Annotated in this window: 18 protein-coding genes; 14 read left to right on the forward strand and 4 right to left on the reverse strand. The window is 55.6% G+C overall.

The features are described 5' to 3' along the window. Positions 1-60: 60 nt before the first annotated feature. Both MON38_RS15770 and MON38_RS15775 read right to left on the reverse strand, forming a co-directional pair. Positions 61-3,549, reverse strand: coding sequence for a TonB-dependent receptor (locus MON38_RS15770; protein WP_241937108.1), 3,489 nt, complete (start codon positions 3,547-3,549; stop codon positions 61-63). Positions 3,550-3,699: 150 nt separating this feature from the next. Next, entirely contained in the window at positions 3,700-4,314 is a 615-nt protein-coding gene (locus tag MON38_RS15775) for a C40 family peptidase (protein ID WP_241937109.1), read from the reverse strand. A 52-nt stretch (positions 4,315-4,366) separates the two neighbouring features. Between MON38_RS15775 and MON38_RS15780 the strand changes: the two genes are divergently transcribed. Together MON38_RS15780 and MON38_RS15785 are read left to right on the forward strand one after the other, a co-directional pair. Then, the gene (locus MON38_RS15780; protein ID WP_241937110.1) at positions 4,367-5,788 is read left to right on the forward strand and encodes an FAD-binding oxidoreductase; all 1,422 of its coding nucleotides are present in this window, start codon (positions 4,367-4,369) and stop codon (positions 5,786-5,788) included. A 324-nt stretch (positions 5,789-6,112) separates the two neighbouring features. After that, entirely contained in the window at positions 6,113-8,338 is a 2,226-nt protein-coding gene (locus MON38_RS15785) for a DUF4331 family protein (protein WP_241937111.1), read from the forward strand. An 88-nt stretch (positions 8,339-8,426) separates the two neighbouring features. Here the strand turns inward: MON38_RS15785 and MON38_RS15790 are convergent, their stop codons facing one another. Together MON38_RS15790 and MON38_RS15795 are read right to left on the reverse strand one after the other, a co-directional pair. Then, positions 8,427-10,082, reverse strand: coding sequence for an amidase (locus MON38_RS15790; protein ID WP_241937112.1), 1,656 nt, complete (start codon positions 10,080-10,082; stop codon positions 8,427-8,429). A gap of 187 nt (positions 10,083-10,269) precedes the next feature. Beyond that, positions 10,270-10,716: an acyl-CoA-binding protein gene (locus MON38_RS15795; RefSeq protein WP_241937113.1), complete on the reverse strand. Its 447-nt coding sequence runs from the start codon at positions 10,714-10,716 to the stop codon at positions 10,270-10,272. A gap of 171 nt (positions 10,717-10,887) precedes the next feature. On the opposite strand from MON38_RS15795, the gene asnB reads away from it, so the two are divergent. The 12 genes from asnB to MON38_RS15855 all read left to right on the forward strand — a co-directional run bounded on the left by asnB (position 10,888) and on the right by MON38_RS15855 (position 24,902). Beyond that, positions 10,888-12,792, forward strand: a complete 1,905-nt coding sequence (gene asnB, locus MON38_RS15800) for an asparagine synthase (glutamine-hydrolyzing) (RefSeq protein WP_241937114.1) — start codon at positions 10,888-10,890, stop codon at positions 12,790-12,792. A 96-nt stretch (positions 12,793-12,888) separates the two neighbouring features. Next, the gene (locus tag MON38_RS15805; protein ID WP_241937115.1) at positions 12,889-14,247 is read left to right on the forward strand and encodes a UDP-glucose dehydrogenase family protein; all 1,359 of its coding nucleotides are present in this window, start codon (positions 12,889-12,891) and stop codon (positions 14,245-14,247) included. A 58-nt stretch (positions 14,248-14,305) separates the two neighbouring features. Further along, positions 14,306-15,253: a UDP-glucuronic acid decarboxylase family protein gene (locus MON38_RS15810; RefSeq protein ID WP_241937116.1), complete on the forward strand. Its 948-nt coding sequence runs from the start codon at positions 14,306-14,308 to the stop codon at positions 15,251-15,253. A 377-nt stretch (positions 15,254-15,630) separates the two neighbouring features. Next, complete coding sequence (locus MON38_RS15815) at positions 15,631-16,041, forward strand: sugar 3,4-ketoisomerase (protein ID WP_241937117.1); 411 nt, start codon at positions 15,631-15,633, stop codon at positions 16,039-16,041. A 176-nt stretch (positions 16,042-16,217) separates the two neighbouring features. Continuing rightward, entirely contained in the window at positions 16,218-16,985 is a 768-nt protein-coding gene (locus tag MON38_RS15820) for a hypothetical protein (RefSeq protein WP_241937118.1), read from the forward strand. A 9-nt stretch (positions 16,986-16,994) separates the two neighbouring features. Further along, positions 16,995-18,092, forward strand: a complete 1,098-nt coding sequence (locus tag MON38_RS15825; RefSeq protein WP_241937119.1) for a DegT/DnrJ/EryC1/StrS family aminotransferase — start codon at positions 16,995-16,997, stop codon at positions 18,090-18,092. Positions 18,093-18,244: 152 nt separating this feature from the next. Next, positions 18,245-19,180 carry a glycosyltransferase family 2 protein gene (locus MON38_RS15830; protein ID WP_241937120.1) on the forward strand — a complete coding sequence of 312 codons (936 nt, stop codon included), beginning with the start codon at positions 18,245-18,247 and terminating at the stop codon, positions 19,178-19,180. A 209-nt stretch (positions 19,181-19,389) separates the two neighbouring features. Continuing rightward, positions 19,390-21,168 (forward strand): ABC transporter ATP-binding protein, encoded by a 1,779-nt coding sequence (locus tag MON38_RS15835; protein ID WP_241937121.1) that lies wholly within the window; start codon positions 19,390-19,392, stop codon positions 21,166-21,168. Positions 21,169-21,211: 43 nt separating this feature from the next. Next, complete coding sequence (locus MON38_RS15840) at positions 21,212-22,291, forward strand: DegT/DnrJ/EryC1/StrS family aminotransferase (RefSeq protein ID WP_241937122.1); 1,080 nt, start codon at positions 21,212-21,214, stop codon at positions 22,289-22,291. A 96-nt stretch (positions 22,292-22,387) separates the two neighbouring features. Next, positions 22,388-23,131, forward strand: a complete 744-nt coding sequence (locus MON38_RS15845; RefSeq protein ID WP_241937123.1) for a WbqC family protein — start codon at positions 22,388-22,390, stop codon at positions 23,129-23,131. Positions 23,132-23,187: 56 nt separating this feature from the next. Further along, positions 23,188-23,850, forward strand: a complete 663-nt coding sequence (locus tag MON38_RS15850; RefSeq protein ID WP_241937124.1) for a formyltransferase family protein — start codon at positions 23,188-23,190, stop codon at positions 23,848-23,850. 95 nt (positions 23,851-23,945) lie between these two features. Further along, positions 23,946-24,902, forward strand: coding sequence for a glycosyltransferase (locus tag MON38_RS15855; RefSeq protein WP_277881524.1), 957 nt, complete (start codon positions 23,946-23,948; stop codon positions 24,900-24,902). Positions 24,903-24,925: the final 23 nt, after the last annotated feature.

A 24,925-nucleotide genomic window follows, 5' to 3' on the forward strand; every position in this document is an offset into this window, starting at 1 on the left:
AAAAAAGCGGGCAGGAATTGCTTCCTGCCCGCTTTCCGGGGCTACGCTAAGCGAAAGTGCTTAGTTGAAGATGTAGCGGATACCAACCTGACCCTGCCAGCGCGAGCCAATACCACCCGTGTCGTAACGGAAAGTCTCGGTGAGCTTGGTGCCACCCGCCACGGTCGCATCCGTCGAGCTCGTGCGAGTAGGGTTGGTCAGGTAAGGGAAGGTGAATACCGGCTGACCCTGCTGGTTGTAGCCCGAGAAGGTGAGCGGGTTAACCTTATTGGCCGTCTGGAAAGCGCCCCACTTGCTGTTAATCAGGTTACCGATGTTGAAGATATCGATGCTAATCTGCAGGGTGTTGCGGTTGTCGTTGCCCAGGTTGGTGAAAATGTCCTGGAGCAAACGGAAGTCGAGGCGATTCTGCCAGGGGCGCACGGCGCCGTTACGCTCGGCGTAGTCGCCGCGGTGCTTGCTCAGGTAGTCGTCCTGGTTGATGAAGTTGTTCAGGTCGTTCCACTGGTCAGCCGCAGTGTAGATAACGGCCGGAGCAGTACCTGCGGCGGGCAACAGGGTGATATCGCGCAGGTTGATTTCGCTCTGCGAGCGTGGGATGTACATCAGGTCGTTCGACGTCTGGTTGTCGCCGTTCATGTCGCCCGAGTACACGTAGGAATAGCGGCCGGCCGGAGCAGCCTCGTAGAACAGCGAGAGCGTGGTGCCCAGATGGCCAAGGTACTCTTTGCGGTACGATGCCGATGCAATGAAGCGGTGCTGCTGCAGGAAGTTCGAGTAGCTGAGCGCATCGGAGTTCGGGTCGCCCGACACCGAGCGGTCACGCCAGATAGACTGGGCAATCGAACCACCGTCGTTTACCGAGCGCGAGTCGGAGTAGGTATAAGCCACGCTGGCGAAGAAACCGCTGCTGAAGGTTTTCTGCAGCTGGCCGGTGATGGCATAGGAGTAGCCCTTGTTGGTGTTTTTCATCAGGATAGCATCGCTGATGTTGGGGTTCGTAGCCGAGGCACCGCCGCGACCAGCGTAAATCTGGTAGTTGCGGGTAGGAGTGGTAATACCAGCACCCAAGTTGTTCAGCACATAGAACACCTCGCGGTTGTCGCCGCCGGTGCCCACGGGCGTGGCACGGTACGTCGGGTTAGCTTCGGTGCCGGGCAGGTTCACGTTCTGGTGGTAGATAGCGTTCAGGTCCTTCGTGTAGAAGGCTTCGAGGGTACCAATAACGCCGCCGGGCAGTTCCTGGTCAACGGCCAGGTTGGTGCGCCATACCTGCGGGAACTTGAAGTCGCTGGCGGTAACAGCCAGGTTGTAGGCCGTGTTAGCCGCCGCGTTCTGCGGGCGGTAAGCGTCTACGTTGGGGTTGAACATCGACGTGCTGGTCGTGTTCGGCAGAATAGCGGCACTACCCGTTGCGGTGTAAGAGCCAAACTGCACGCCGTTGTTGCTGGCCTGGTTCGAGAGCCACACGAAAGGCACACGGCCCGTGAAGATGCCCGTACCACCACGCAGCTGCGTTTTGCGGTCGTCGTTCACATCCCAGTTGAAGCCTACGCGGGGCGAGAACAGCACCGACTTCTTCGGCACCGAGCCCGTGTTGAGCTGCACGCCGTCGCGGAAGGTGAGTTTGGCGGCGTTGTCGTTCTGCTGCAGGTCCGAGGTCAGGAAGGGCAGGTCGGCGCGAACGCCGTACGTTACTTTCAGGTTGCTGCGGGGCGACCATTCATCCTGCACATACAGGCCCAGCTGAGCGGCCGTGATGTCGGCGAAGGGGAAAGCACCACCGGGCACGGCCGAATACTGCAGGTTGTAGCGCTGGGCGCCGGGGCGCACGGTGCCGGCCGCGAAAGGCGTGTAGGTAGCCGTTGCGCGGTCGTAGTTGAAGCCGGCCGAAGCGTAGAAATCTTCGAGCGAGTTGTAAGAGTAGTTACCGTAGTAGTTCGGGGCAAAGCCGTTGCGGAACTTGTAGTACTCGTTATAAGTACCCACCGTCACGTTGTGCTTGCCGAGGTAAGCCGTGAAGTTGTCGCCGAACTGGTACACGTCCGAGTTAAGGATGTTGAAAGCCGAGAAAGGCTCGTAACCGAACGCAGTGAGGGTGTTGGAGGCCGTGATGCCCGCCGTGCCCGAAGCCGTGCGGCCAACACCGTTACCAATATCAACCAGCGGGAAGATGCCGCCGCTGCTTTCGCGGAAATCGCGGAAAGCCGAGTAGCCAGCCGTCAGGTTGTTCGAAAACTTACCCCCACCGAGCGTGCTGTTCAATTCGGCAATGATGGAGTTCAGGTTGTTGTTGATGCGGTAGTACGACGACAGGAACGGCAGGCCGAACTGCGACTGGAAGCGCGAGCCACCAATAGCGCCCGACGTGCTCGGCGCAATGTCGGCGTACGATTTCAGGTAGTTGTACTTGATGTTGAAGCGGTTGTTGTTGCTGATGTTCCAGTCGAGCTTAATCGTGGCTTTGTCGCTGTTCGATTTCAACTGGTAGTTCTCGTACGGGCCGGCATTGTAGCCGTACTGCTGCTGCAGGAAGTTGCTCAACACGTCGAGGTCGCGGCCCGAAGCGGCCGATACCGTGCCACCGGGCGTGCTGCCATCGCGCGAGGCGGTGAAGTTGCCGGTCGGCGGGTCATTGCGACGCTCCGATTCGGCGTTGATGAAGAAGAACAGCTTGTCCTTGATGATGGGACCGCCTACGCGGAAGCCAATGTTGTTCAAGTTGAACTTGGGGTAGTCCGACTTCACACCGTTTACGGTGCTGCCCACGAAGTCCTGGTTGCGGAAGAAGTCGTACACCGAAGCCGAAACCTTGTTCGAGCCCGAGCGCGTCACCACGTTGATGCCGGCACCCGTGAACGAACCCTGACGTACGTCGAAGGGCGCAATGCTCACCTGAATCTGGTCGATGGCGTCGAGCGAGATGGGCTGGGCACCGGCTTGGCCACCTACCGTCGACGACAGGCCGAAGGCGTTGTTAAAGATGGCTCCGTCAACGGTGATGTTGTTGAAGCCCGAGTTACGGCCGCCGAAGCTCTGGCCGTTGGCCTGGGGCGTGAGGCGGGTGAAGTCGTTCAGCGAACGGTTCAGCGTGGGCAGGCGCTCGATGGTTTCGCGCTGCACCGTGGTGCTGGCACCGGTGTGGTCGGCGTTCATCACCGGGTTTTGGCGGGCCGTTACGGTCACCTCGGTCAGCTCGGTCGAAGCATCGTTCAGCTGCTGGTCGAAGCGCAGGTTCTGGCCTAGGGTCAGGCTCACGCCTTCGCGCACCAAGTCCTTGTAGCCCACGAACGTCACTTTAATCGTGTAGGGGCCACCTACGCGCATGTTCTGAATGTTGAAGCGGCCCTCCGAGTTGGTGGGCGTTACGTACTGCGTATTCGTGGGGGTGTGCACGGCAATTACCGTTGCGCCGGGCAGGCCCGCGCCGGTTTTGTCGGTGATAACCCCGCTCATGGCGGCTGTGGTGGCACCCTGCGACCAGCCCAGGTGGGCGGTGAAGAGCATCAACGCCAGCAACACAAAGTGGCGTAAATAGGAGTGGTTCATAAAAAAGTGGTTGGTGGAAACAGTGAGCTTTAGTTAAAAGCGAGGCAAAGGTACGGCTAAGCTGAAAGGGTCAATATTACGGCAAATTTACCATTTTTAAGGAAGATTTAATGAAACCGTTTGCGCAAGAAGATTAGTGGAATAAGCCAATTACAGGCGCGGACGCACGGCCCGAATGAATCGACTCAGGTAATAATCAGATTCTAAGCTGTTTTCGACCACGCCCAGTGAGGTAGAGGCATGAATGAAATCGACTCCTTCGGCATCGGCCACCGTCACCATTCCCACGTGGGTAATGGTGCGGCTGCCGGGTGAAGCCCCGAAAAAAACCAAATCGCCGGGCCGCAGGTCGGTGGCTTTCACGGGGTCGCCCCACACGGCCTGCTCGTTGGACGAGCGCGGAATCGTGACCCCGGCCTCGCCAAAAGACAATTGCAGCAGGCCCGAGCAATCGAGGCCCAGGCGCGTGGTGCCCCCGTATAAGTAAGGAGTACCTTGGTAGGAGCGGGCCGCCTCAATCACCGAAGCCAGCGTGCCAGTGGCGCTGCCCACGCGGGCGGGGCGCTTGGCCACCACTTTAATTTTGGCGCCGCTGGGCGCTACGCCCACCACTTTGGTTTTGCCCACGGGATGCACGCGCCCGCCTTTTTTCAGGCGCACCATTTCGCGGGCCGAGCGGTACTGGCCGTCGCGGTAATTCAGCTTGCGGTGGCAGCCGGCCAGCAAAAGCAAAGCCAGTAGCAGCGGTAGTATCTTCGTTGTCACCCTCCCCATCGGCCGCAAAGATAGTTTGCGCGGCCTTTTCGTTTTGCCGCTTATGAATTTTAACGAGTTGACTCCCGAATTATTGGTCGCTTTCGAGGCCATTGTGGGCCCGGCGCACGTGCTCACGGCCCAGCGCGCCGAAGCCGCCGCCACCGCCGATGCCTACGCCGACTACGGCCGCGACCACACCGAGGACTTTCACTTCGCGCCCGACGTGGTGCTGCGCCCCGGCTCGGCCGAGGAAATCGGCGAAATCATGCGCCTCTGCCACCAACACCGCCTGCCCGTGACGCCGCGCGGGGCCGGCACCGGCCTCAGCGGGGGCGCGCTGCCTATCCACCACGGCGTGGTGCTGAGCACCGAGCGGCTCAATAAAATCCTCGAAATCGACGAGCGCAACCTGCAGGCCACCGTGGAGCCGGGCGTTATCAACGAAGTTTTTCAGAATGCGGTGAAGGAAGTGGGCCTGTTCTATCCGCCCGACCCGGCCAGCAAGGGCAGCTGCTCGCTGGGCGGCAACCTGGCCCACAGCAGCGGCGGTCCCAAAGCCGTGAAATACGGCACCACGAAGGACTACGTGCTGAATCTGCAGGTGGTGCTGCCCACCGGCGACATCATCTGGACGGCCGCCAACACGCTCAAAAACTCCACCGGCTACAACCTCACCCAGCTCATGGTGGGCTCGGAAGGCACGCTCGGCATCATCACCAAAGTGGTGTTCCGGCTGCTGCCCTTCCCGCAGCACAATATTCTGATGCTGGTGCCCTTCCGGCGCGAGGCGCAGGCGGCCGAGGCAGTATCGGCGGTTTTCCGGGCCGGTATCATTCCGTCGGGAATGGAGTTTATGGAGCGCGAGGCCATTGCCTGGTCGTCCGACTACCTGAAAATCCCCCTCACGCTGCCCGAGGACATCAAAGCCCATCTGCTCATTGAGCTCGATGGCCAGGATTTGGACCAGCTTTATAAGGAAGCCGAGCAGGTGTATGGCGTGCTGGAGCAGTACGACGTGGACGAAATCCTATTGGCTGACACCGCCGGCCAAAAAGACGACCTCTGGAAAATTCGCCGCAACATCGGCAATTCGGTGCGCTACAACTCCGTGTATAAGGAGGAGGACACCGTGGTGCCCCGCGCCGAGCTGCCTACCCTGCTGGCCGGCGTGAAGGAAATCGGCGCCCGCTACGGGTTCAAGAGCGTATGCTATGGCCACGCCGGCGACGGCAACCTGCACGTCAACATCATCCGCGGCGACCTCGACGACGAGATGTGGAACGTGGGCCTGCGCCAGCCCATCAGCGAAATCTTCGAACTCTGCGTGAAGCTGGGCGGCACCATCTCGGGCGAGCACGGCATCGGACTGGTGCAGAAAGGCTACATCGGCATCGCCCTGAAAGAGGCTAACTTGAACCTGATGCGCGGCATAAAAGGCGTATTCGACCCGTACGGAATTCTGAACCCGGGCAAGATTTTCTGAATCCGGCAAGGGTAGCTGGTTGGTGCAGCGGGGACTTTGGCTACGGCCAAAGTTCCCGTTTATCGTTCGAGGGAAGGGGCGGGCAACGGGTAGCAAGCCGAATTTTCCGAAATAGTCAAAATTATTTTCCGCAGTTAAACAAATTTTTGCACAGCCTATTGCTAATAAGATACTCGAGCTTACTCGGGAGGGGGCTCGGCGCTAGGCCGAAAACCAGAAATAAGTGGACAACGTCGGGGCCTGAATGTTCGTCAAAGAAAATCGGCTGTGTTTTCGGCGCACCGGTTCATCCATCTTTCCACTTTTCTCTTTTTCGGTTACCTTATGAAGAAGCTACTTACCAAACCAGTGTTGGGTGTGTGCCTGGGCTCGGCGGTACTGGCGGGCGCGTTGGCCGTGGGCGTCAGGCCCGGCCAGCTCGAAGCCTCCAGCCACCGCGAGGCCCCGCTCATCTCCTACGACCCGCTGGCCGACAACACCGACGTGTACGCCTTCCGCAGCCCGGACGACCCGAACACGGTGACCATCATTGCCAACTACATTCCGTTCCAGCTGCCGCAGGGCGGCCCGGTGTATTACAACTTCGGGGAGAACGTGCGCTACGAAATCCACATCAAAAACCGGCCGTCCATTCCCAACGGGTCGCCGGCCGGTACGCCTACCTCGCCCGGCGATGACATCACGTACCGCTTCACGTTTGCCCTTACCAACCAGGACCCCACCACGCACTTCCGCATCCGCAACGCCGGGGCCGGGGTGAAGGAAAACCAGAAAGCAACCTACACCTGCGAGGTGAGCCGCGACGGCGGCAATACGTTCACCACCATCGTGACCGGCGGCGTGGTGCCCCCCTACAACGTAGGCCCCCGCGCTATCTCGGATGCTACCGTGGGTTTTGCCGCGGCCAACTACCGGCAACTCATTACCAACTCCATTCAGACGGTGGCCGCCGGTGCCAACGCCGGCACCAAAGTTTTCTGCGGCACGGCCGATGACCCTTTCTTTGTTGACATTGGTGCGGTGGAGGACCTGGGCAACATCCGGCCCACGCGGGCCCGCGACGGCTTGTACCACAAAAACGTGAACTGCATTGCGCTGCAAATTCCCATCAGCCAGTTGCAACGCGATGGCCTGCAGGTATCGGCGGCAACCAGCATTCTGGACCCTGCTTTCGTGATTGGTGTGTGGGCTTCGGCCAGCCGCCCGGCCCTCCGCACCTTGGTGGCCCCCGATGCCAACGGCAACACCACCGGCGCCCAAACCTACTCGGGAAACTACGTGCAGGTGTCGCGCCTGGGCATGCCTCTCACCAACGAAGTGGTGAGCAACTACGGCAATAAGGACGAGTACAACGCACGGACGCCTTACTCGGAGAACCGGACTTATGATGTGAACTTCACCAACCCGGAACTGGCCTTGTACATGGCCGATAACAATCCCTCGGCGACAACTGCGCCCAAACCGGCCGGGCAGACGTATTTTGGCGAGGCCGTCCCGGGCTTCAGCATGTTGCGCATCCAAAGCAAGTCGCTGGCCGGCCGGGCCAACCTGCCAACCGCGGGGTTTGACTTCCGCAACGGCGCGCCCGGCGTTTCGGGCCTGGCGGGCACTACGGCGGTGACCGGCACCGCGCTGGCACCCATTGCCAGCGGCGGCCTGGGCGAATACCTGCTGCGCGCGGGCCAGCCCCGCTCGGTCGACATCCTGCCCATCTTCCACACCGGGGTGCCCAACGTGCGGCCATTCCAGCTGGCTACCGGCAAAAACGGCGACCCGCTGGCCGCAGGCAAGCCCTTCATCAACAACTTTCTGCCGGTGGGAACGGCCACGAGCGTGGGCGGCGACATGCTGCGCCTGAACATGGCCGTGCCCGTAACGCCCCGCAACTCGGCCGAATTTAGCTCGGAAGGCCTGTTGGCCGCCGCCAAGCTGGGCCTGACCACGGCTCCCTACAACACGAATTCCAACCTGGAATTCATTCCCAACATGGACGGCTTCCCCAATGGACGCCGCCTGGAAGACGACGCCCCGCGTATCGAGCTGCAAACGGTGAGCGGCGTGGTGCTGGCCTCGCTGGGCCTGTGGTACGACGACTACACGGCGTCGGCCACCAACCCGGTGACCGCGCAGTTGAACAGCGTGCTGAACTTCACGACCGGTGTGGAGCGCAACGATACGACCATTCGCGCCGCTTGGCCCTTCCTGCAAGACCCCTGGAGCGGTACCAAAGCTCAGCCTACGGTAACGTCGCAACGGCAAGCCAGCGGCTTAGGCTTGCAGCCAGCTATTCTGGCGGCACAGGTCTTCCCCAACCCGGTGATAGACCAGACCACGGTGCGCTACGAGCTGGCAGCCCGCGCCACGCTCACCTTTATGGTAACAGACATTACGGGCCGCAAGGTAGCCGTCTTGGCCAGCGAGAAAACCCAGAACGCGGGCTCTCACGACCTGACTTGGAAGCCTGCGAACAGCGTGGCTCCCGGCCAGTACATCCTGGTTATTTCCTCGGGCAAAACGGTGCTGCAATCCATTCATTTGGAAAAACAGTAGTGGCCTTTCTGCGCCGAAGCAAGCCCCTGAAAAAGCAGCCGGTCCCGTTGGGGCCGGCTGCTTTTTTGATTGCATAATGGCCGCCAGGCTAAGCTTGTACCGTAGGCAAAAACTTCGGGGCTGCTCTTTTGTGCGTAGCTTGCTCGTAGGCGTAGCCCAGCCCCAGCAGCCGGCCTTCCTCATAAGCCCCGCCCACAAATGACAAGCCCACCGGGAGCCCCAGCACCTGGCCCATCGGCACGGTGAGGTGCGGGTAGCCCGCCATCGCGGCGGGCGAGGAGAAGTCCACGCCCGTCGAGTAGTCGCCGTTCACCCAGTCGATGCACCAGGCCGGGCCGGTGGTCACACCCACGATGGCGGCCAACTGGTGCTGTTTCAATAGTCCGTTGATGGCTTGGCGCGCGCCGGCCACGGTTTTTCGCACGGCGGCTTTGTACTTGGCATTGCCGAGCCCATCGGTGGCTTCGGCCCGAATCAGGGTTTCCTGCTGAAAGAAGGGCATCGCCTCGGCGGCGTGGGTCTTATTATAGGCAATGACGTCGGCCAAGTTTTTTACGCTGGCCCCGGCCCCGGCCAGATACTTGTTCACGCCGTCTTTGAACTCGTAGAGCAGCACGTCAAATTCGGCTTCGCCGAGCGGGTTCACCAGCTTGTTCAGCTCTATTTCCACGATGGTCGCGCCTTGGGCTTTGAGCGCGGCCACCGCTTCTTTCAGCAGCGCGGCCACGGCGGGCGGGCCGTTCAGGTGAGCTTTCTCAACGCCCAGGCGCTGGCCTCTCAGCGCATCGGATTTCAGGAAAGTGGTGTAGTCGGCGGGTGAATTGGCCGGAATAGGCAGTTGGGCCGCGTCGGCGGCATCGGGGCCGGCCAGCGCGGCCAGCAGCAGGGCGGCGTCGTGCACGGTGCGGGCCATGGGGCCGGCCGTGTCCTGCGTGCTCGAAATCGGGATGATGCCGCTGCGGCTCAGCAGGCCCACCGTGGGCTTGAGGCCGACGAGGCCATTGCACGACGAAGGCGACACTACCGAACCGTCTGTTTCGGTGCCGATGGCCACGGCGCAGAGGTTGGCCGCCACCGCCGCGCCCGAGCCCGAACTGCTGCCGCTAGTGCTGCGGTCGAGGGCGTAGGGGTTGCGGCTCTGGCGGCCGCGGCTGCTCCAGCCGCTCACCGAGTGCGACGAGCGGAAGTTGGCCCACTCGCTCAGGTTGGTTTTGCCCAGCAGCACGGCCCCGGCGGCGCGCAGCTTTTTCAGGATGAAAGCATCCTGCCTCGCCTTGTGGCCCACCAGCGCCGAGGCGCCGGCCGTGGTCATCATCTGGTCGCCGCTGTCGATGTTGTCCTTTACCAGCACCGGAATGCCGTGTAGCGGCCCGCGCACTTTGCCGGCCTTGCGTTCCCGGTCCAGTTCGTCGGCAATGGTCAGCGCGTCAGGATTGGTTTCGATAACGGCGCGCAGCATCGGCCCGGCCTCGTTCAGGGCCTTGATGCGGGCCAGGTATTTTTCGCTCAGGCTACGGGCGGTGTCAGTGCCCTTGGCCATGCGCTCCTGCAGGTCAGCCACGGTCAGTTCATGCAGCTCGAAGTTGTCGGCTGCGGGAGCGCCGGCCGTTTCGCCGGATGCCGCCGCGTTGGCCGGAGCATCAGCGGTAGGCTTGTCAGGACTGGTTTGACAAGCTACGGCGGGCAGCAGCGCGGCCGTGAGGGCCACGCGGGTGCTCTGGTTCAGAAAAAGACGACGGTTCATCAGCAACAAATGGAGTAGGGGAGGAGCGGCCTCCTGGCCGGGCCGCAATGATACTGCCCCAAAACCCACCAGCAAGCATGCCACAGCGCATAACATTTTGCCTTTCAGCCACAAAAAAGCCGGCCTCCCCAAGGAAGCCGGCTTCTGCTAACATACTGATTGTGGTTAATCCGCTGGCAGCAATACGCTACGCCTGCTGGCCCTTCAGCTTATCCTCGCCGCCGTAGGGGGTGCCGGCTTTGATGTCGCCTTTCAGCCCGCCGTGGTCGCCCGAGGCGGGCGCGCCGGTGAGGCCGTCGGTGGGCACCTCGCCGGCTTCGGCCGCGCCGCCGGTTTTATCCGAGCCGGCCGCGCCCGTGATTTCGTTGGTTCTGGCTACGTAGCGGCGCTTGGCTTCTTCTTCCGAAACGCCCTTGAACTGGTTCCACGAATCCCACTGGGCCTGCGAGAGGCCGGCGGGGCCGCTGGCCTGGTCGGCCGCCGAAGCGTCGACTTCGTCGTTTTTCATGTTCACGTCGCCCTCGGTCGCCTGTTTGTAGAGGCCGTACAGCTCGGTCATGTGCTGGGCGGCTACGTCGCCGGGCAGGTTATTTACTTTATCGGCCGCAGCCTGAAATTGTGCGTTGAGGTCCATGGGAATTGGGGTTGAGAAGAAAAGTACAGTAGCAGATGCTTGCAGGCCAAGAGGCCAACCGGGAAATCGTCCCCGAAATCCGCGAAATCCGACGAATCCAATAAATCCGTGGTGCAGACAATACCCCGCTGCGGACCTTTAGGTTGCGGGGTCGTACTTTTGCGGGCGACTATGTGTGGAATAACCGGAGTATTTGCTTTTACCGAAACGGGTCGCCAGTCGCTGGCCAACCTGCAGGCGTCGACCGACGCCATCATTCGCCGCGGTCCCGATTCGGAGGGCCACTTCGTGTACGACCAGTGCGGGTTGGGCTTCCGCCGGCTGGCCATCCTCGACCTCTCGGCCGACGGCAACCAGCCGATGACCGACGAGTCGGGCCGCTACACCATCGTGTTTAACGGTGAAATTTTCAACTACCGCGAACTGCGCGAGAAGCTCATCAAGCGCGGCTGCAAGTTTCACTCCCAGACCGATACGGAAGTCATTCTTCAGCTATACATCACCGAAGGCCGGGGTTTCATCAAAAAGCTCAACGGCTTTTTCGGCTTCGCGATTTACGACAAGGAAGAAAACTCCCTGCTCATCGCCCGTGACCGGTACGGCGTGAAACCCCTGCTGATTTACCGCGACGAAGACCGGCTGTTTTTCGCTTCAGAGATGAAGTCGATGATGGCGCTGGGCGTGCCCCGCAAGCTCGACTACGTGGCCCTGAGCCAGTATTTGCAGCTCAACTACATTCCCGGCCCGGCCAGCATTTTCAAGGGCGTGAAGAAGCTGCTACCCGGCCACTACCTGTATATCAAGGATAACAAGGTGGTGGGCAAAGCCTGGTATAAGATTCCCTACGACCCCAAGAAGGTCGCCAAAAACAAGCTCAGCTACGAGCAGCAGCAGAAAAAGCTGGTCGAGCTGATGGACGGGGCCGTGCAGCGCCGCCTCGTGGCCGACGTGCCCCTCGGCGCCTTCCTCAGCGGCGGCATCGACTCCAGCGTCATCACGGCGCTGGCCGCCCGCCACACCCCGCACCTGAACACGTTCAGCATCGGCTTCAAAGACGAGCCCTTCTTCGACGAAACCAAGTATGCCAACCTGGTGGCCGACCGCCACAAGACCAATCACACGGTTTTCTCACTGACAAACGACGACCTCTACGAGCACATCCACAGCATGTTGGACTATCTTGATGAGCCGTTTGCCGATTCATCAGCTTTGGCCGTGTACATCCTCAGCCAGCGCACCCGCCAGAAAGTAACCGTGGCCCTGAGCGGCGACGGCGCCGACGAAATGTTCGGCGGCTACAACAAGCACATGGGCGAGTTCAAGGTGCGCCAGGGCGGCGCGGCGGCTGAAGCCGTGACGGCTCTGGGCTTCGTGTGGGACGCCCTGCCCAAGTCGCGCAACGGCTTTTTCGGCAACCGCATTCGCCAGCTGCAGCGCTTCGCCCGCGGCATGACGGCCGGCGTAAAGGACCGGTACTGGGACTGGGCCAGCTTCGCCTCGGCCGCCGATGCCAGCAACCTGCTCAGTCCGGCCAGCCGCGCCAAAGTGGGCAAGAAAGCCGCCGCCAAGCGCCGCAAGGATATTCTGGAGCACCTGCACTCCGACGGCGACCTCAACGAGGTGCTGCTCACCGACATGACTTTGGTGCTGCCCTACGACATGCTCACGAAAGTGGACATGATGAGCATGGCCAACTCGCTGGAAGTACGCACGCCCTTCCTCGACTACAAGGTGGTGAACTTCGCCTTCTCGCTGCCCGTGAGCAGCAAGGTCGACGCCACGATGAAAAAGCGCATCGTGCAGGACGCCTTCCGCTCCGAGCTGCCCGCTGAGCTCTACGACCGCCCCAAGCACGGCTTCGAAGTGCCGCTGCTGAAGTGGATGCGCGGCGAGTTGCGGAGCCTGATTGAAAACGACCTGCTGCGCGACGAGTTCATCGAAGCGCAGGGCATTTTTGACGTCGATGCCATTCGCGCGCTCAAAACCCAGTTGTTCTCGCGCAGCCCCGGCGACGTACACGCCCGCATCTGGGGCCTCATCGTGTTCCAGACCTGGTGGAAGCAGTACATGGCCTGAAAAAGTTAAGAGTAATGAATTCAGAGTTTAGAGTTGCTTTTTTCTCTGATGACATCGACTTTTTCAACTCTCAGCTTTTAACTCTTAACTGAAAGAATGAAAATCGCAGTGGTAGGTACCGGCTACGTCGGGTTAGTAACCGGAACTTGCTTTGCCGAGGTCGGTATCGACGTCACATGCATCGACATTGACCAGCGAAAAATCGACAACCTCTGCCAGGGTGTTTTGCCGATTTATGAGCCGGGCCTCGAAGAAATGGTGACCCGCAACGTGGATAAGGGCCGGCTCCATTTCTCGACTGAGCTGGCCGGGGCCGTGCAAGACTGTGATGTAGCGTTTATTGCCGTGGGCACGCCGCCCGGCGAAGATGGCTCAGCCGACTTGCAATACGTGCTGGCCGTGGCCCGCGGCATTGGCGAACATCTGAGCAGCTACAGCGTGATTGTAACCAAAAGCACCGTTCCCGTGGGCACGGCCGCTAAAGTGCGCGCCGAAATCGAAAAAGCGCTGGCTAAGCGCGGCGAAAGCATCGAGTTCGACGTGGCCTCCAACCCCGAGTTCCTGAAAGAAGGCGCGGCCATTGACGATTTTCTCAAGCCCGACCGTATTGTGGTGGGCGTGTCGTCAGAGCGGGCTGAAGAGGTGATGACCAAGCTCTACAAGCCCTTTTTGCTGAATGGCCACCCGATTATCTTCATGGATATCCCGTCGGCCGAAATGACCAAATATGCGGCCAATGCCATGCTAGCTACGAAAATCAGTTTCATGAACGATGTTGCCAACCTGTGCGAAATCATGGGGGCCGACGTGAACATGGTGCGCCGCGGCATTGGCTCCGATGCCCGTATTGGCACCAAATTTATTTATCCCGGCATTGGCTACGGCGGTTCCTGCTTCCCGAAGGACGTGAAGGCGCTCATTCGGACTGCCCACGAAAACGGCTACGACATGCAAGTATTGCGCGCCGTGGAAAGCGTGAACGACGACCAGAAATCAGTGCTCTTCAATAAAGTAAGCAAGCACTTCAGCGGCAAACTGAAAGGATTGAAAATTGCCCTCTGGGGCCTGTCCTTTAAGCCGAAAACCGACGACATGCGCGAGGCACCTTCGTTGGTTATTATCGAGAAGCTGTTGGTGGCCGGCTGCACCGTTTCGGCTTACGACCCCGTGGCTATGAAAGAAGCCGAACACTTGTTGGGCAGTTCCATTGCCTACGCTAAGGATGAATTTGATGCCCTCATCGATGCCGACGCTTTGCTTGTGGTAACGGAGTGGCCCGAGTTTCGAGTGCCGAATTTTGCCGTAGTAAGCCGCCTGATGAAGCAGAAAGTTATTTTCGATGGCCGTAATATCTACGATGCCAGAGAGCTGAAGGAGTTGGGTTTCGCCTATCATTGCATCGGTATCCAGACTACCCATCCAGAGCCGGCATTTGCGGCGAAGGCCCGGTTGTAAGCGCCCGGTTTTTTATCAATTTCTAACGATGGCGGCTTGTAGCTTGCAAATCAATAACATGGCTGAAGAAAAAAAGCGTGTCTTGATTACCGGAGGGGCTGGTTTTCTAGGCTCGCACCTCTGTGACCGGTTCTTGAAAGAGGGATACCACGTCATCGCCATGGACAACTTGATTACGGGTTCACTCCAAAACATAGAACACTTGTTTGGGCGGCCCGATTTCGAGTTTCACCAGTCCGACGTGAGCAAGTTCGTGTTCGTGCCCGGCAAGCTCGATTTCATTCTGCACTTCGCCTCGCCTGCCTCGCCGATTGATTACCTCAAAATACCTATTCAGACACTGAAAGTGGGCTCGCTCGGCACGCATAATTTGCTGGGCCTAGCGCGAGTGAAAGGTGCCCGCATGCTAATTGCCAGCACCTCGGAAGTGTACGGCGACCCCGAAGTGCACCCGCAAGTAGAAGAGTATTTTGGCAACGTGAACCCCGTTGGGCCGCGCGGCTGCTACGACGAAGCCAAACGCTTCCAGGAAGCCATCACGATGGCCTACCACAACCACCATGGCCTGGAAACGCGCATCATCCGTATTTTCAACACCTACGGCCCGCGCATGCGCCTCAACGATGGCCGCGTACTGCCAGCTTTCCTGTCGCAAGCCCTACGTGGCGAAAATCTAACGGTATTCGGCGACGGCTCGCAAACCCGTTCGTTTTGCTATGTGGACGACCTCATAGAGGGCATTTACCGCTTGCTGCTGAGTGATTATCACTTGCCGGTGAACATCGGTAACCCCGACGAAATCACCATCAAGGAGTTCGGGGAGGAAATCGCGCGCCTTACTGGCGTCGAGTTTAAGCCGACCTTTCAGACCCTGCCCGAAAACGACCCCATGAAGCGCCGGCCAGATATCACCAAGGCCAAAGAAATTCTGGGCTGGGAACCCAAAGTGGACCGCGCCGAAGGTCTGCGCCGTACTTTGGAATACTTAAAGGAGCACGTGAAATAAATTAGCGAAGCTAAGCCAGTACACAAAGTGTTTTTCAGAATGTTCGCGACCAGATAAAGTTCAAAACTGGCCATCTTATGGTAAGACCAAATTTTATGAATAAAGCTAGCCGGGGGCAGCCAGTTTACTATTGGAGCAGATACGGTCTAAAATGGCTTCAGCTATGGTGCAGCCCCGGTATAACTATGGCGCGACCGTTTTGGTACTCCGCTAGGACTGCCGGAGGCTGGTTTAGTGGCTTACAATAAACACAATGCAATAAAGGGGCGCGCGATGTGGAGTGCCCCCTTTATTGTGTGGGCAAACCGTGGTGGTGTCGAGCTATCGGACCGTGCCCGAATATTATGTAGTGCTGCCGTGTGTAATTGTCACTGTCTATGAATAAGCCGCACCTCATTCAACTGCCCAAGCTGGGCGACCCTGCTATTGGCTACATATCCGTGATTGAACAGCAAGAGGCAGTGCCTTTCGAAGTTAAGCGTATCTTCTGGACGTACTACACGCCGGAAAGCATTGTGCGCGGCCGGCACGCTCATCATAAAACCGAGCAGGTGATTATTGCCGCCGCCGGGCGCATTCTCGCCACCACGGAGCTAGCCAACGGCGAAATTCAGTTATTCCGCCTCGAGGACCCGCATGTCGGGCTGTACGTGCCCCCGTGCGCATGGCATACGATGCAGTATTCGCACTCGGCCGTGCAATTGGTGCTGGCCTCGCAGCCCTACGACGAGGCGGATTATATCCGGGACCACGAAGCATTTAAGCAACGATGGAAAACCCCGGCTTAAACCCGCTGATAGTAGCCCGGGCCGAGGCGCTGGCATATTACTCCCCCTATTATTTTTTGCGGCGGTTCCCTACTGAGCGACAACAGGAACTATTTGGGACGGGAGCCGCTGCCCGATGGGATGGAGGAATTGGAAACACAATTTTCCGATGCCAATCCCTAGCGGCCGGGGCAGAGGTGTACTGGCTATTGAGGCAGTTGGCCTGGGATTCGACCTATTTCGGTACTCCAACTTACCGCCTGTTCACCGGGCTCTTCACGACCGAAGCTGCCGCGGTCGAGTTGGTTCAGGCAGCTCAAGAACTGCGGCAGCAACTGACCGACCGCCATACAGCTTTTTATGCCTTCAGCGTAGTTCCAGCCGAAGACATCCGGATGCTACAGGCCCTTACCGGGGCCGGGTGGCGGCTGGTTGAAACCCGTCTTACGTATTATCGCGACCAGTTGTCGGCTTTCGATTATCCGCGTTATCCTGTGCGGATGGCCGCAGTGAGTGAGGCCGGGCAAATTGGCCGGGTGGCCGCTGCTGCCCGCAATCCCTACGACCGTTTTCACGCCGACGCTTGGTTTGGAGACGCCCGGGCCGATGCTTATTTGGCCCATTATGCCGAAAACACCGTGGCCGCGGGCTTGGCCGCCGCCGTATTGGTGCCCGATGAAGCTGCAGTTCCCGTTGATTCTTTTTTAGCCATCAGCGAACTGTCCGAAGATTCAGCGGCACTGGGCATGGGGCTGTCGCGGGTACTGCTTGCGGCCGTGGGACCGGCTAATAGGGGCTGGCACGTAAAGCTGCTAGCCGAAACCGTGCGCCGCGCGCAAGCTGCCGGCCACGAAGCCGTGCTGATGACCACCCAGGCCACCAACCACGCTGTTTTCCGTTCTTGTGAAAAGCTGGGTTTTCAATTGGGCAGCACCAGTCACGTACTAGCCTGCCATAGCAGTTAACTTTGCGGCATGCAGGTGCCTTTTCTTTCTTTTGAGCCGCAGCATAAGCCCCTGCGCGAGGCTATGCAAAACGCTTTTGCCCGGGTTTATGACTCGCACTGGTATGTGCTGGGGCGGGAGGTAGAGCAATTTGAGAAAGAATACGCGTCTTTTAGCCAGGTGGCCCACGCCGTGGGGGTCGCCAACGGCCTCGACGCGCTGGTACTAGCGCTGCGTGCCTTGGAAATCGGACCCGGTGATGAAGTCATCGTGCCTTCTAATACTTACATCGCCACTTGGCTGGCCGTGACGCAGGTCGGGGCTACGCCCGTGCCCGTAGAGCCCGACCCTGCCACCAGCAACCTCGACCCCGCTTGCATTGAAGCGGCCCTCATGCCGCGGACCCGCGCCATCATGCCAGTGCATCTTTATGGGCAGGCCTGTCGCATGACGGAAATAATGAATATCGCCACCCGACATGGCCTATTTGTAATAGAAGATAACGCCCAAGCTCAAGGGGCATCTTATGCTGGGCAATATACCGGCAGTTTTGGACATGTTAATGGTACCAGCTTTTATCCTGGCAAAAATCTAGGAGCCCTCGGTGACGCCGGAGCCATAACCACAAACAGTAATGACCTAGCTCAGCGCATTCGGGTGTTGCGCAATTATGGTTCGCAACGTAAGTACTACAACGAGGTAATGGGTTACAATTCCCGCCTCGATGAGCTACAGGCAGCTTTGTTGCGGGTGAAACTGCCGGAACTGCCAACGTGGACGCTCCAGCGCCAGCAGGTGGCAGCCTGGTACGACAAGCATTTAGACGGCATTGCTGGGCTGCGCCTGCCGGTAGTGGCGCAGGGAGCCACCCACGTCTACCATTTATATGTAATCCACACTGAGCATCGCGACGCCTTGCAGCAGCACCTCACAGCCCAGGGCATTGGTACGCTTATCCATTACCCCGTGCCACCGCATCGGCAGCAGGCTTACCATGGCTTGGACTTGGCTGCTGGTGATTATCCTATTGCCACTGAACTGGCCGCAACTTGCCTGAGCCTGCCCATATGGCCGGGTATGAGCGAGGACCACGTTGCCGCCGTAGCGGTGGCAATCCGAAATTTTTGAGGTTTTGTAACAGACCATTGTGTTGAGATAAGCCGATGCATGTCGCTTCCGTTAGTGTAATTGCATTTAGTTATTGCCATGCACGGGCGTCTCAATTACGCTCTGTATGACATGCTCCGGATATTGACAACTTAATAATCGCCAATCAAACAATGCCTAGGCTCTCCGTCATCATTCCCTGCTACTTCAACGAGGATAACATCCCGGTGACGGCCCGTGAACTGGTGGCGAACGAAGCTAATTTCCCGCCCGACGTCACGTTCGAGTACGTGTTTGTGAACGATGGCTCGGGCGATGACACATTAGGGGCATTGCGCCGGGCACAGGATGCTTACCCAAGCCGCATACGTATCGTTGACTTGGCTGGAAACGTGGGCTCCTACAACGCCATTGTGGCCGGCATGGCCCACGCCACTGGTGACTGCTTGGCCATTATCACGGCCGACATGCAGGACCCGCCCGAACTGATGGCGCAGATGTACTCCCATTGGAAGCACGGCTTTAAATTAGTGATTGGCAACCGCCAGAACCGCGAAGAGACCGGCTTGGCTGTTACCATGGCTAAGTTCTTTCATTGGCTCATGAAAAACCTGGCCCTGCGCAACATTCCCGACGGTGGCTTCGATTTTGTGTTTTTTGACCGACAAGTAGCCACTGAGATACTCAAACTACACGAGCGCAATACCAATGTGTTCTACCTTATGGTATGGCTGGGTTTTGCTTACGTTACCATACCGTACACTCGCCGCAAGCGGCAAATCGGCAAATCGCGCTGGACGCTTTCTAAAAAGGTGAAGTTGCTGGTCGATTCGCTGCTGGCGTTCTCGTTTGTTCCCATTCGCGCCATATCAGTGCTAGGGTTGGGGCTGGGCATCACAGCGCTATTCTATGGCCTATACGTTATCGGCCTGAAAATAACTCACCCCAACGAGCCCGCTGGCTGGACTACGCTCATGGTGGTGTTACTCTTCGTGTCGGCTTTTCAGATGGTTGCCTTAGGAGTAATCGGCGAATACGTCTGGCGTGGGTTGGATGCGGCTCGGCAGCGACCTCTGTACGTTGTTAAAGATTTATATCCAGAAACTTAGTTTTTTAAGATGAGCTTATGATTCGTTTTTGTGTAGTTGCATAGAGCAAGGAATATCTGTGACTTCAAACGCGACAGCCCAGAAAGCTTTACCTTTGCATTCCCAAAGAAGGAAGGGAAAGGCCTTACCTTTGTTCCCGAAGAAGGAAAGGATGTGAGATGCCTTGCAATAAATGAAGGCATTCATATGCTTTATAAAATTACACTAATATGAATAAAGGTATTATCAGTTATTCTTTCGCAAGCATCCGTTTTTATTTAACCAGTCCACAAAAACGAAAATTGGTCTGGCTTTTTTTATTAACGTTGGTGTCGTCCTTTATGGAAGTGTTGGGACTGGCGTCGCTAGTACCCGTAATGATGGTAGCCGCGGAGCCTGGCGGTATCACCAAAAGCAAATACTTTGGACCAATATACCATTCGATGGGATTTCAGACGGAACCACGTTTCCTTCTGTTTCTGATTGTATTGATTTTCTTGTTCTTTCTGATTAAGAATATATTCACGACTTGGGTAAATTACATAACGGTTCGATTTACCGCGGAAGTAGGTATCAATATAATCAAAAACCAACTTAAAAAGTACCTTAATCTTCCTTTCTGGCATTTCAATGATTACGGTTCAGGAAGTTTGATTAACAGTACATTGGCAGTGCCAAACGCGTATGTAAATGGTGTCATGCGACCATTATTTTCGTTTTTTTCAGAAATAGTCGTCGTTTGTGTAATCATACTGGGTATCATGCTATACAAGCCATTGCTGCTTGTACTGTTAGCTGTGGTACTGGTGCCAACCACAATCTTATCGTATCGGGTACTTCGTACCCGCTCCCAAAATATCGGTAATCGCATCAATGAGCTAAGGCCGGCATCCTTTTCCATTATCGGGGACCTATTTAATGGTTTTACCGAGTTGAAATTAGCTAACAAGCAACACCGTTTCCGCGAACGGTTACTTGTTAATCAAGGCGAGGTTCAGAATCTCGATGCAGATAGCTACTTGTTCGGCCTGTTGCCAACCAAAATGATTGAGATGGTGGCTATTATTGGAATACTCACCATTTTTCTTTACGCTATTTTCTTTCCCAGTACTTCCACTAATCTCATCGCATTGGTTGGGCTGTTTGCCGGAGCTGCTTACCGCTTAATGCCTTCTGTGAATAGGATACTGATTTCTCTAGTACAACTCAAACAGTTCCAGTATACTATCGAGAACTTGGAATCGTACCGTGGGGCAGAGTTCAATGAAGCACCTCATCCGCAGCAACTGCCCTTGACGTTTAAGCACAGTCTGGTTTTTGAAAACTTGTCCTTTTCATTTCCCAATGAACAGAAACCCACTCTGCGTAATATCAACGTCAAGATTCGGAAAGGCGAGAAAATCGGGTTTATTGGTAGTTCCGGTTCCGGAAAAACTACCTTGATGAATGTATTGCTCCGGTTTTATACTGAGCAGCAAGGCGCTATTCTCATCGACGGCCAGCCCCTAACACCACAGCACCTGCACGCTTGGCATAATATAGTCGGCTATGTGAAACAGGACACATTTCTGATGGAAGCATCCATTCAGGACAATATTACTTTGGGCGACCTAGAAGTGGATGAAGAGCGTATGCGCTATGCCATTGAGCAGGCATCGCTCCAAACATTCATCGCTGGCCTTCCAGAAGGTTTAAATACGCTCATCGGCGAGCGTGGGTCCAAACTATCAGGTGGCCAGCGGCAACGCATCGGAATTGCCCGCGCGCTCTATAAGCAGACTGAAGTGCTTGTACTTGACGAAGCCACTAGTGCGCTCGATAATGAAACGGAACGCGAAGTAAACGAAGCCATCAATAAATTGTCGCATACGGCTATCACCATCTTAATCATTGCACATCGCATTACTACTTTGCGCGAATGCGACAGAATTTACGAGTTGAGCCACGGAGAGCTAGTCGCGGAACATCAGTATGAAGACTTGGTGCGTAAAATCGTTGAGTTGAACTGATATTTTTTAAATCAGTCTTTTTTACAACTAAAATTCACATCCTTTGAGCGTCAACGTCACAAAAGCATACCTGCCACCTTTGGAAGAATATGTGGGCTATCTGGAAGGTATCTGGGAGCGGGGCTGGCTGACCAATAATGGCCCGCTAGTGCAGCGCTTGGAAGCAGAACTCAGCAGCTACCTTGGCAATTCGCTGGTGCAGTTTACCAGTAATGGCACCATTGCCTTACAGATTGCCATTAAGGCACTGGAACTTAGCGGTGAGATAATTACTACCCCCTTTTCTTATGTGGCTACCACAACGGCCATTCTGTGGGAGAACTGTGAACCGCTGTTTGTGGACATTGAAGACCGTACTTTCTGCATCGACGCGGCCAAGATTGAAGCGGCGATAACACCGCGCACCACGGGTATTCTCGCCACACACGTCTACGGCTACCCGTGCGATGTCTTGGCAATTGAGGATATTGCCCGGCGGCACAACCTGAAGGTGATTTACGATGGAGCCCACGCCTTCGGGGTACAGGTGCACGGACGTTCATTACTGAGCTACGGCGACCTGACCACCTGTAGCTTCCACGCCACCAAGCTTTTCCATACCGTTGAGGGCGGCGCCATCATCATGCAGGATAAAGCCCTGGCCCGTAAGGTATGGCTCTATAAATCATTTGGGCATATCGGCGACGAGTATTTTTCCCTGGGCGTAAATGGCAAGAATTCGGAGTTTCACGCAGCTATGGGACTTTGTAATTTGCCGCGCGTGGAGAGTTTTATAGTTGCCCGGCGCCAGTTGGCCGAGTTGTATCGGCAGGAACTTGCGGGTCTGCCGCTGCAATTCCCGCAGCCCCACGAGCCAAGCTTGGCGTACAACTACGCGTATTTCCCGGTTCTCTTCGAGAATGAAGAAGCAATGCATCGGGTGAAAGATGCGCTGGGTGCCGAAGAAGTAAATACCCGGCGGTATTTCTTTCCCTCGCTCAATAAATTGCCTTACCATACCGGCGCTGCCTGCCCAGTTTCGGAAGACGCCAGTGTCCGTGTGCTAAGTTTGCCGTTCTACCAGGATTTAAACCCTGACGATGTGCGGCGTATATGCACGTTAATAAAGAAGGCATTGTCTTAATGGGCACACTGCGTCTGATGTGGTGTGGTTGGTTTGCGTTTTGTGCATGTTCAATGCCGCAGGCAGGTGAGCGCACACTATCAAAATTTTTGGTGTATGACCTCAAACTTTAGTGCGCCTATTCAAGCCCGGAGCAGCCGTACGGTGGCTATAATGCAACCATACTTATTTCCATACATTGGATACTTTCAGCTATTAGCAGCCGCTGACTGTTTTGTCGTCTACGACGATGTCCAATTCATTAAAGGCGGTTGGATAAACCGCAACAGAATTTTAATTAACGGCAAACCCTTTTTATTTACCGTTCCACTCGATTCTCCTAGCCCTAATCGTAACATTTGCGATATTGATTTAGGCACAAATGCACTGTGGCGTAGTAAGCTTCTGCAAACAATTGCGCAAGGGTATCGCCGAGCGCCGCACTTTGAACAAGTATTTGCATTGGTCGAGCGAGTTTTAAATAACAGCAATGCCCGAACAATTGCTGATTTAATCCGCGTCAGCTTAGTTGAAATTGTTGCCTATTTGGGGCTGAATATAGAAATTATTCCTACCTCAACCCAATACGGTAACCGACATCTGCGCAACCAGGAACGAGTGCTTGATATATGTCGCCTGGAGCAAGCCACCAATTACGTTAATGCACAAGGTGGGCGAGTCCTTTACGATAAAGAAATATTCGCGATTAACAATATTGAACTCAATTTCTTAGTTACAACCATGCGACCGTATCCTCAAGGCAAAGGAGAATTTGTTCCTGGATTATCTATTATTGATGTTCTTATGCACAATACAGTTGCAGAGACGCACCAATTACTCAGTTCTTATGAGCTTGACTAGCGCTTAATTATTAAATCTTTGTAACTTCAGTGTTTTTCACTTAAAAAGTTGAATTCATGAATAAAGAAATTAAATCATTCGCAATATACTGTTCACAAGGAGCATCGAGAGTGTTGAAATTCTATGCGGATAACAGCAATTTAGCTAAGTATTCACCTAGCATTGTTATTTATGATGGCAACAGGATTGATGTTATTCAACAACTTAAATACTTGTTTTCGGAAAGATTAATTCTTTTTAATTACGATGGCCTAACCTCTGAACAGAAAAGCAAAATTAATAGTGTAACATCTTTGTTTATTCATGAGCAGTTGAATGCTCATAATATAGACTTTTTATTGTGTTTTGGAGAAAGGATTTTGAAGAAAAATTTGATAAATGCATACTTTAACAGATTGATTAATTTTCATCCTTCCATTTTGCCGTCATTTAAAGGCCTAGCGGCAATAGACCAAGCTTTGAACTATAATGCTGCTTTATTGGGGAATACAGCTCATTATATTGATGAAGGTGTCGATACTGGTAGAATTATTATTCAAACAGCTATGCTCAAAGAAGATTTTGAAAGTTATGAAGACGTGTTGGAACTACAACTCCCAATGATTAAAATTATATTGAGAGACCTGCTTAACTATTTGATTACAAGTGATGAAATTTTTGAAGATATCAAGGAAAGGAGAAAGTCGTTTATAATGCCTTTGCACTGTGATATTAAATAAGAAAATATTTAGCTGTTTTGTATTTATTTCCGATTTTAAGCTTTGAATTTTTAATAGAGAGTAAAATTTGGTAAATGTAACTTGGTAGATTTTTTATGGGAAAGCCGAAGGTTAGCGTCAGCATGATTACCTATAATCATAGCGCTTACATTGCTCAAGCCATTGAGAGCGTAATGATGCAGCAAACCAATTTTGCTGTGGAACTGGTAATAGGCGAAGATTGCTCCACTGATAATACGCGTGCGATTATCGAGGAATATCAGGAGCGGTATCCAGGAAAAATTCGCCTTGTAACTACTCCGAATAATGTAGGGCCGAACCCTAATTTCTTTCGCACTTATCAGGCTTGTGGCGGCGAGTACATTGCCCTGCTAGAAGGCGATGATTATTGGACTGACCCGCAAAAGCTGGCTCGTCAGGTCGAGTTTATGGAAGCAAATTCGGACTTCAGCTTCTGCTTTCACAATGCACTGGTGATGTACGAGGATGGTTCGGGTAGGAGCCCCCACCTCATGACAACCGACTTAAAGCCGGAATACACGCTGGCCGACATCACCCGGGACTGGAACATTGCCACGGGCTCAATTATGTTCCGCAACGGGCTGATATCGGAGTTGCCCACCTGGGTGTTTGATAGCGTAGCTTCTGACCTGCCCGTCTTCGTCATTTTAGCCAGCCAAGGGCGCGTCGGCTTTCTGTCGGAGTGCATGGGCGTATACCGTATTAATCGGGGAGGAGTGACGCGTAGCGGACACGCCGAACGCTTCGTGTTAAGCCTTGTTCGAATGCACGAAAACGTAGACCGCTACCTGAATTACCGCTACCACCATAACCTTATGAAAAAGCTAGCGGAAGACTATTTACTCCTGACGAATATCAAACTCCGGGATTTGGACTACAAAGCAGCACGCCACTACCTGCTTCGGTCTCTCTGGCTACAACTAACCGGGCAGAAAAAAGTGCCTAGCATTAGCAATCTTAAACTGTTGGCAGGTACGCTGGCACCGGGGCTGGTACGCCGCCTTGGACGGGGGCGAGCCGCTACTGCTTAACTTTTAAAGTTACTTGATATAGC

Source organism: Hymenobacter cyanobacteriorum, assembly GCF_022631375.1.
GTDB lineage: Bacteria > Bacteroidota > Bacteroidia > Cytophagales > Hymenobacteraceae > Hymenobacter > Hymenobacter cyanobacteriorum.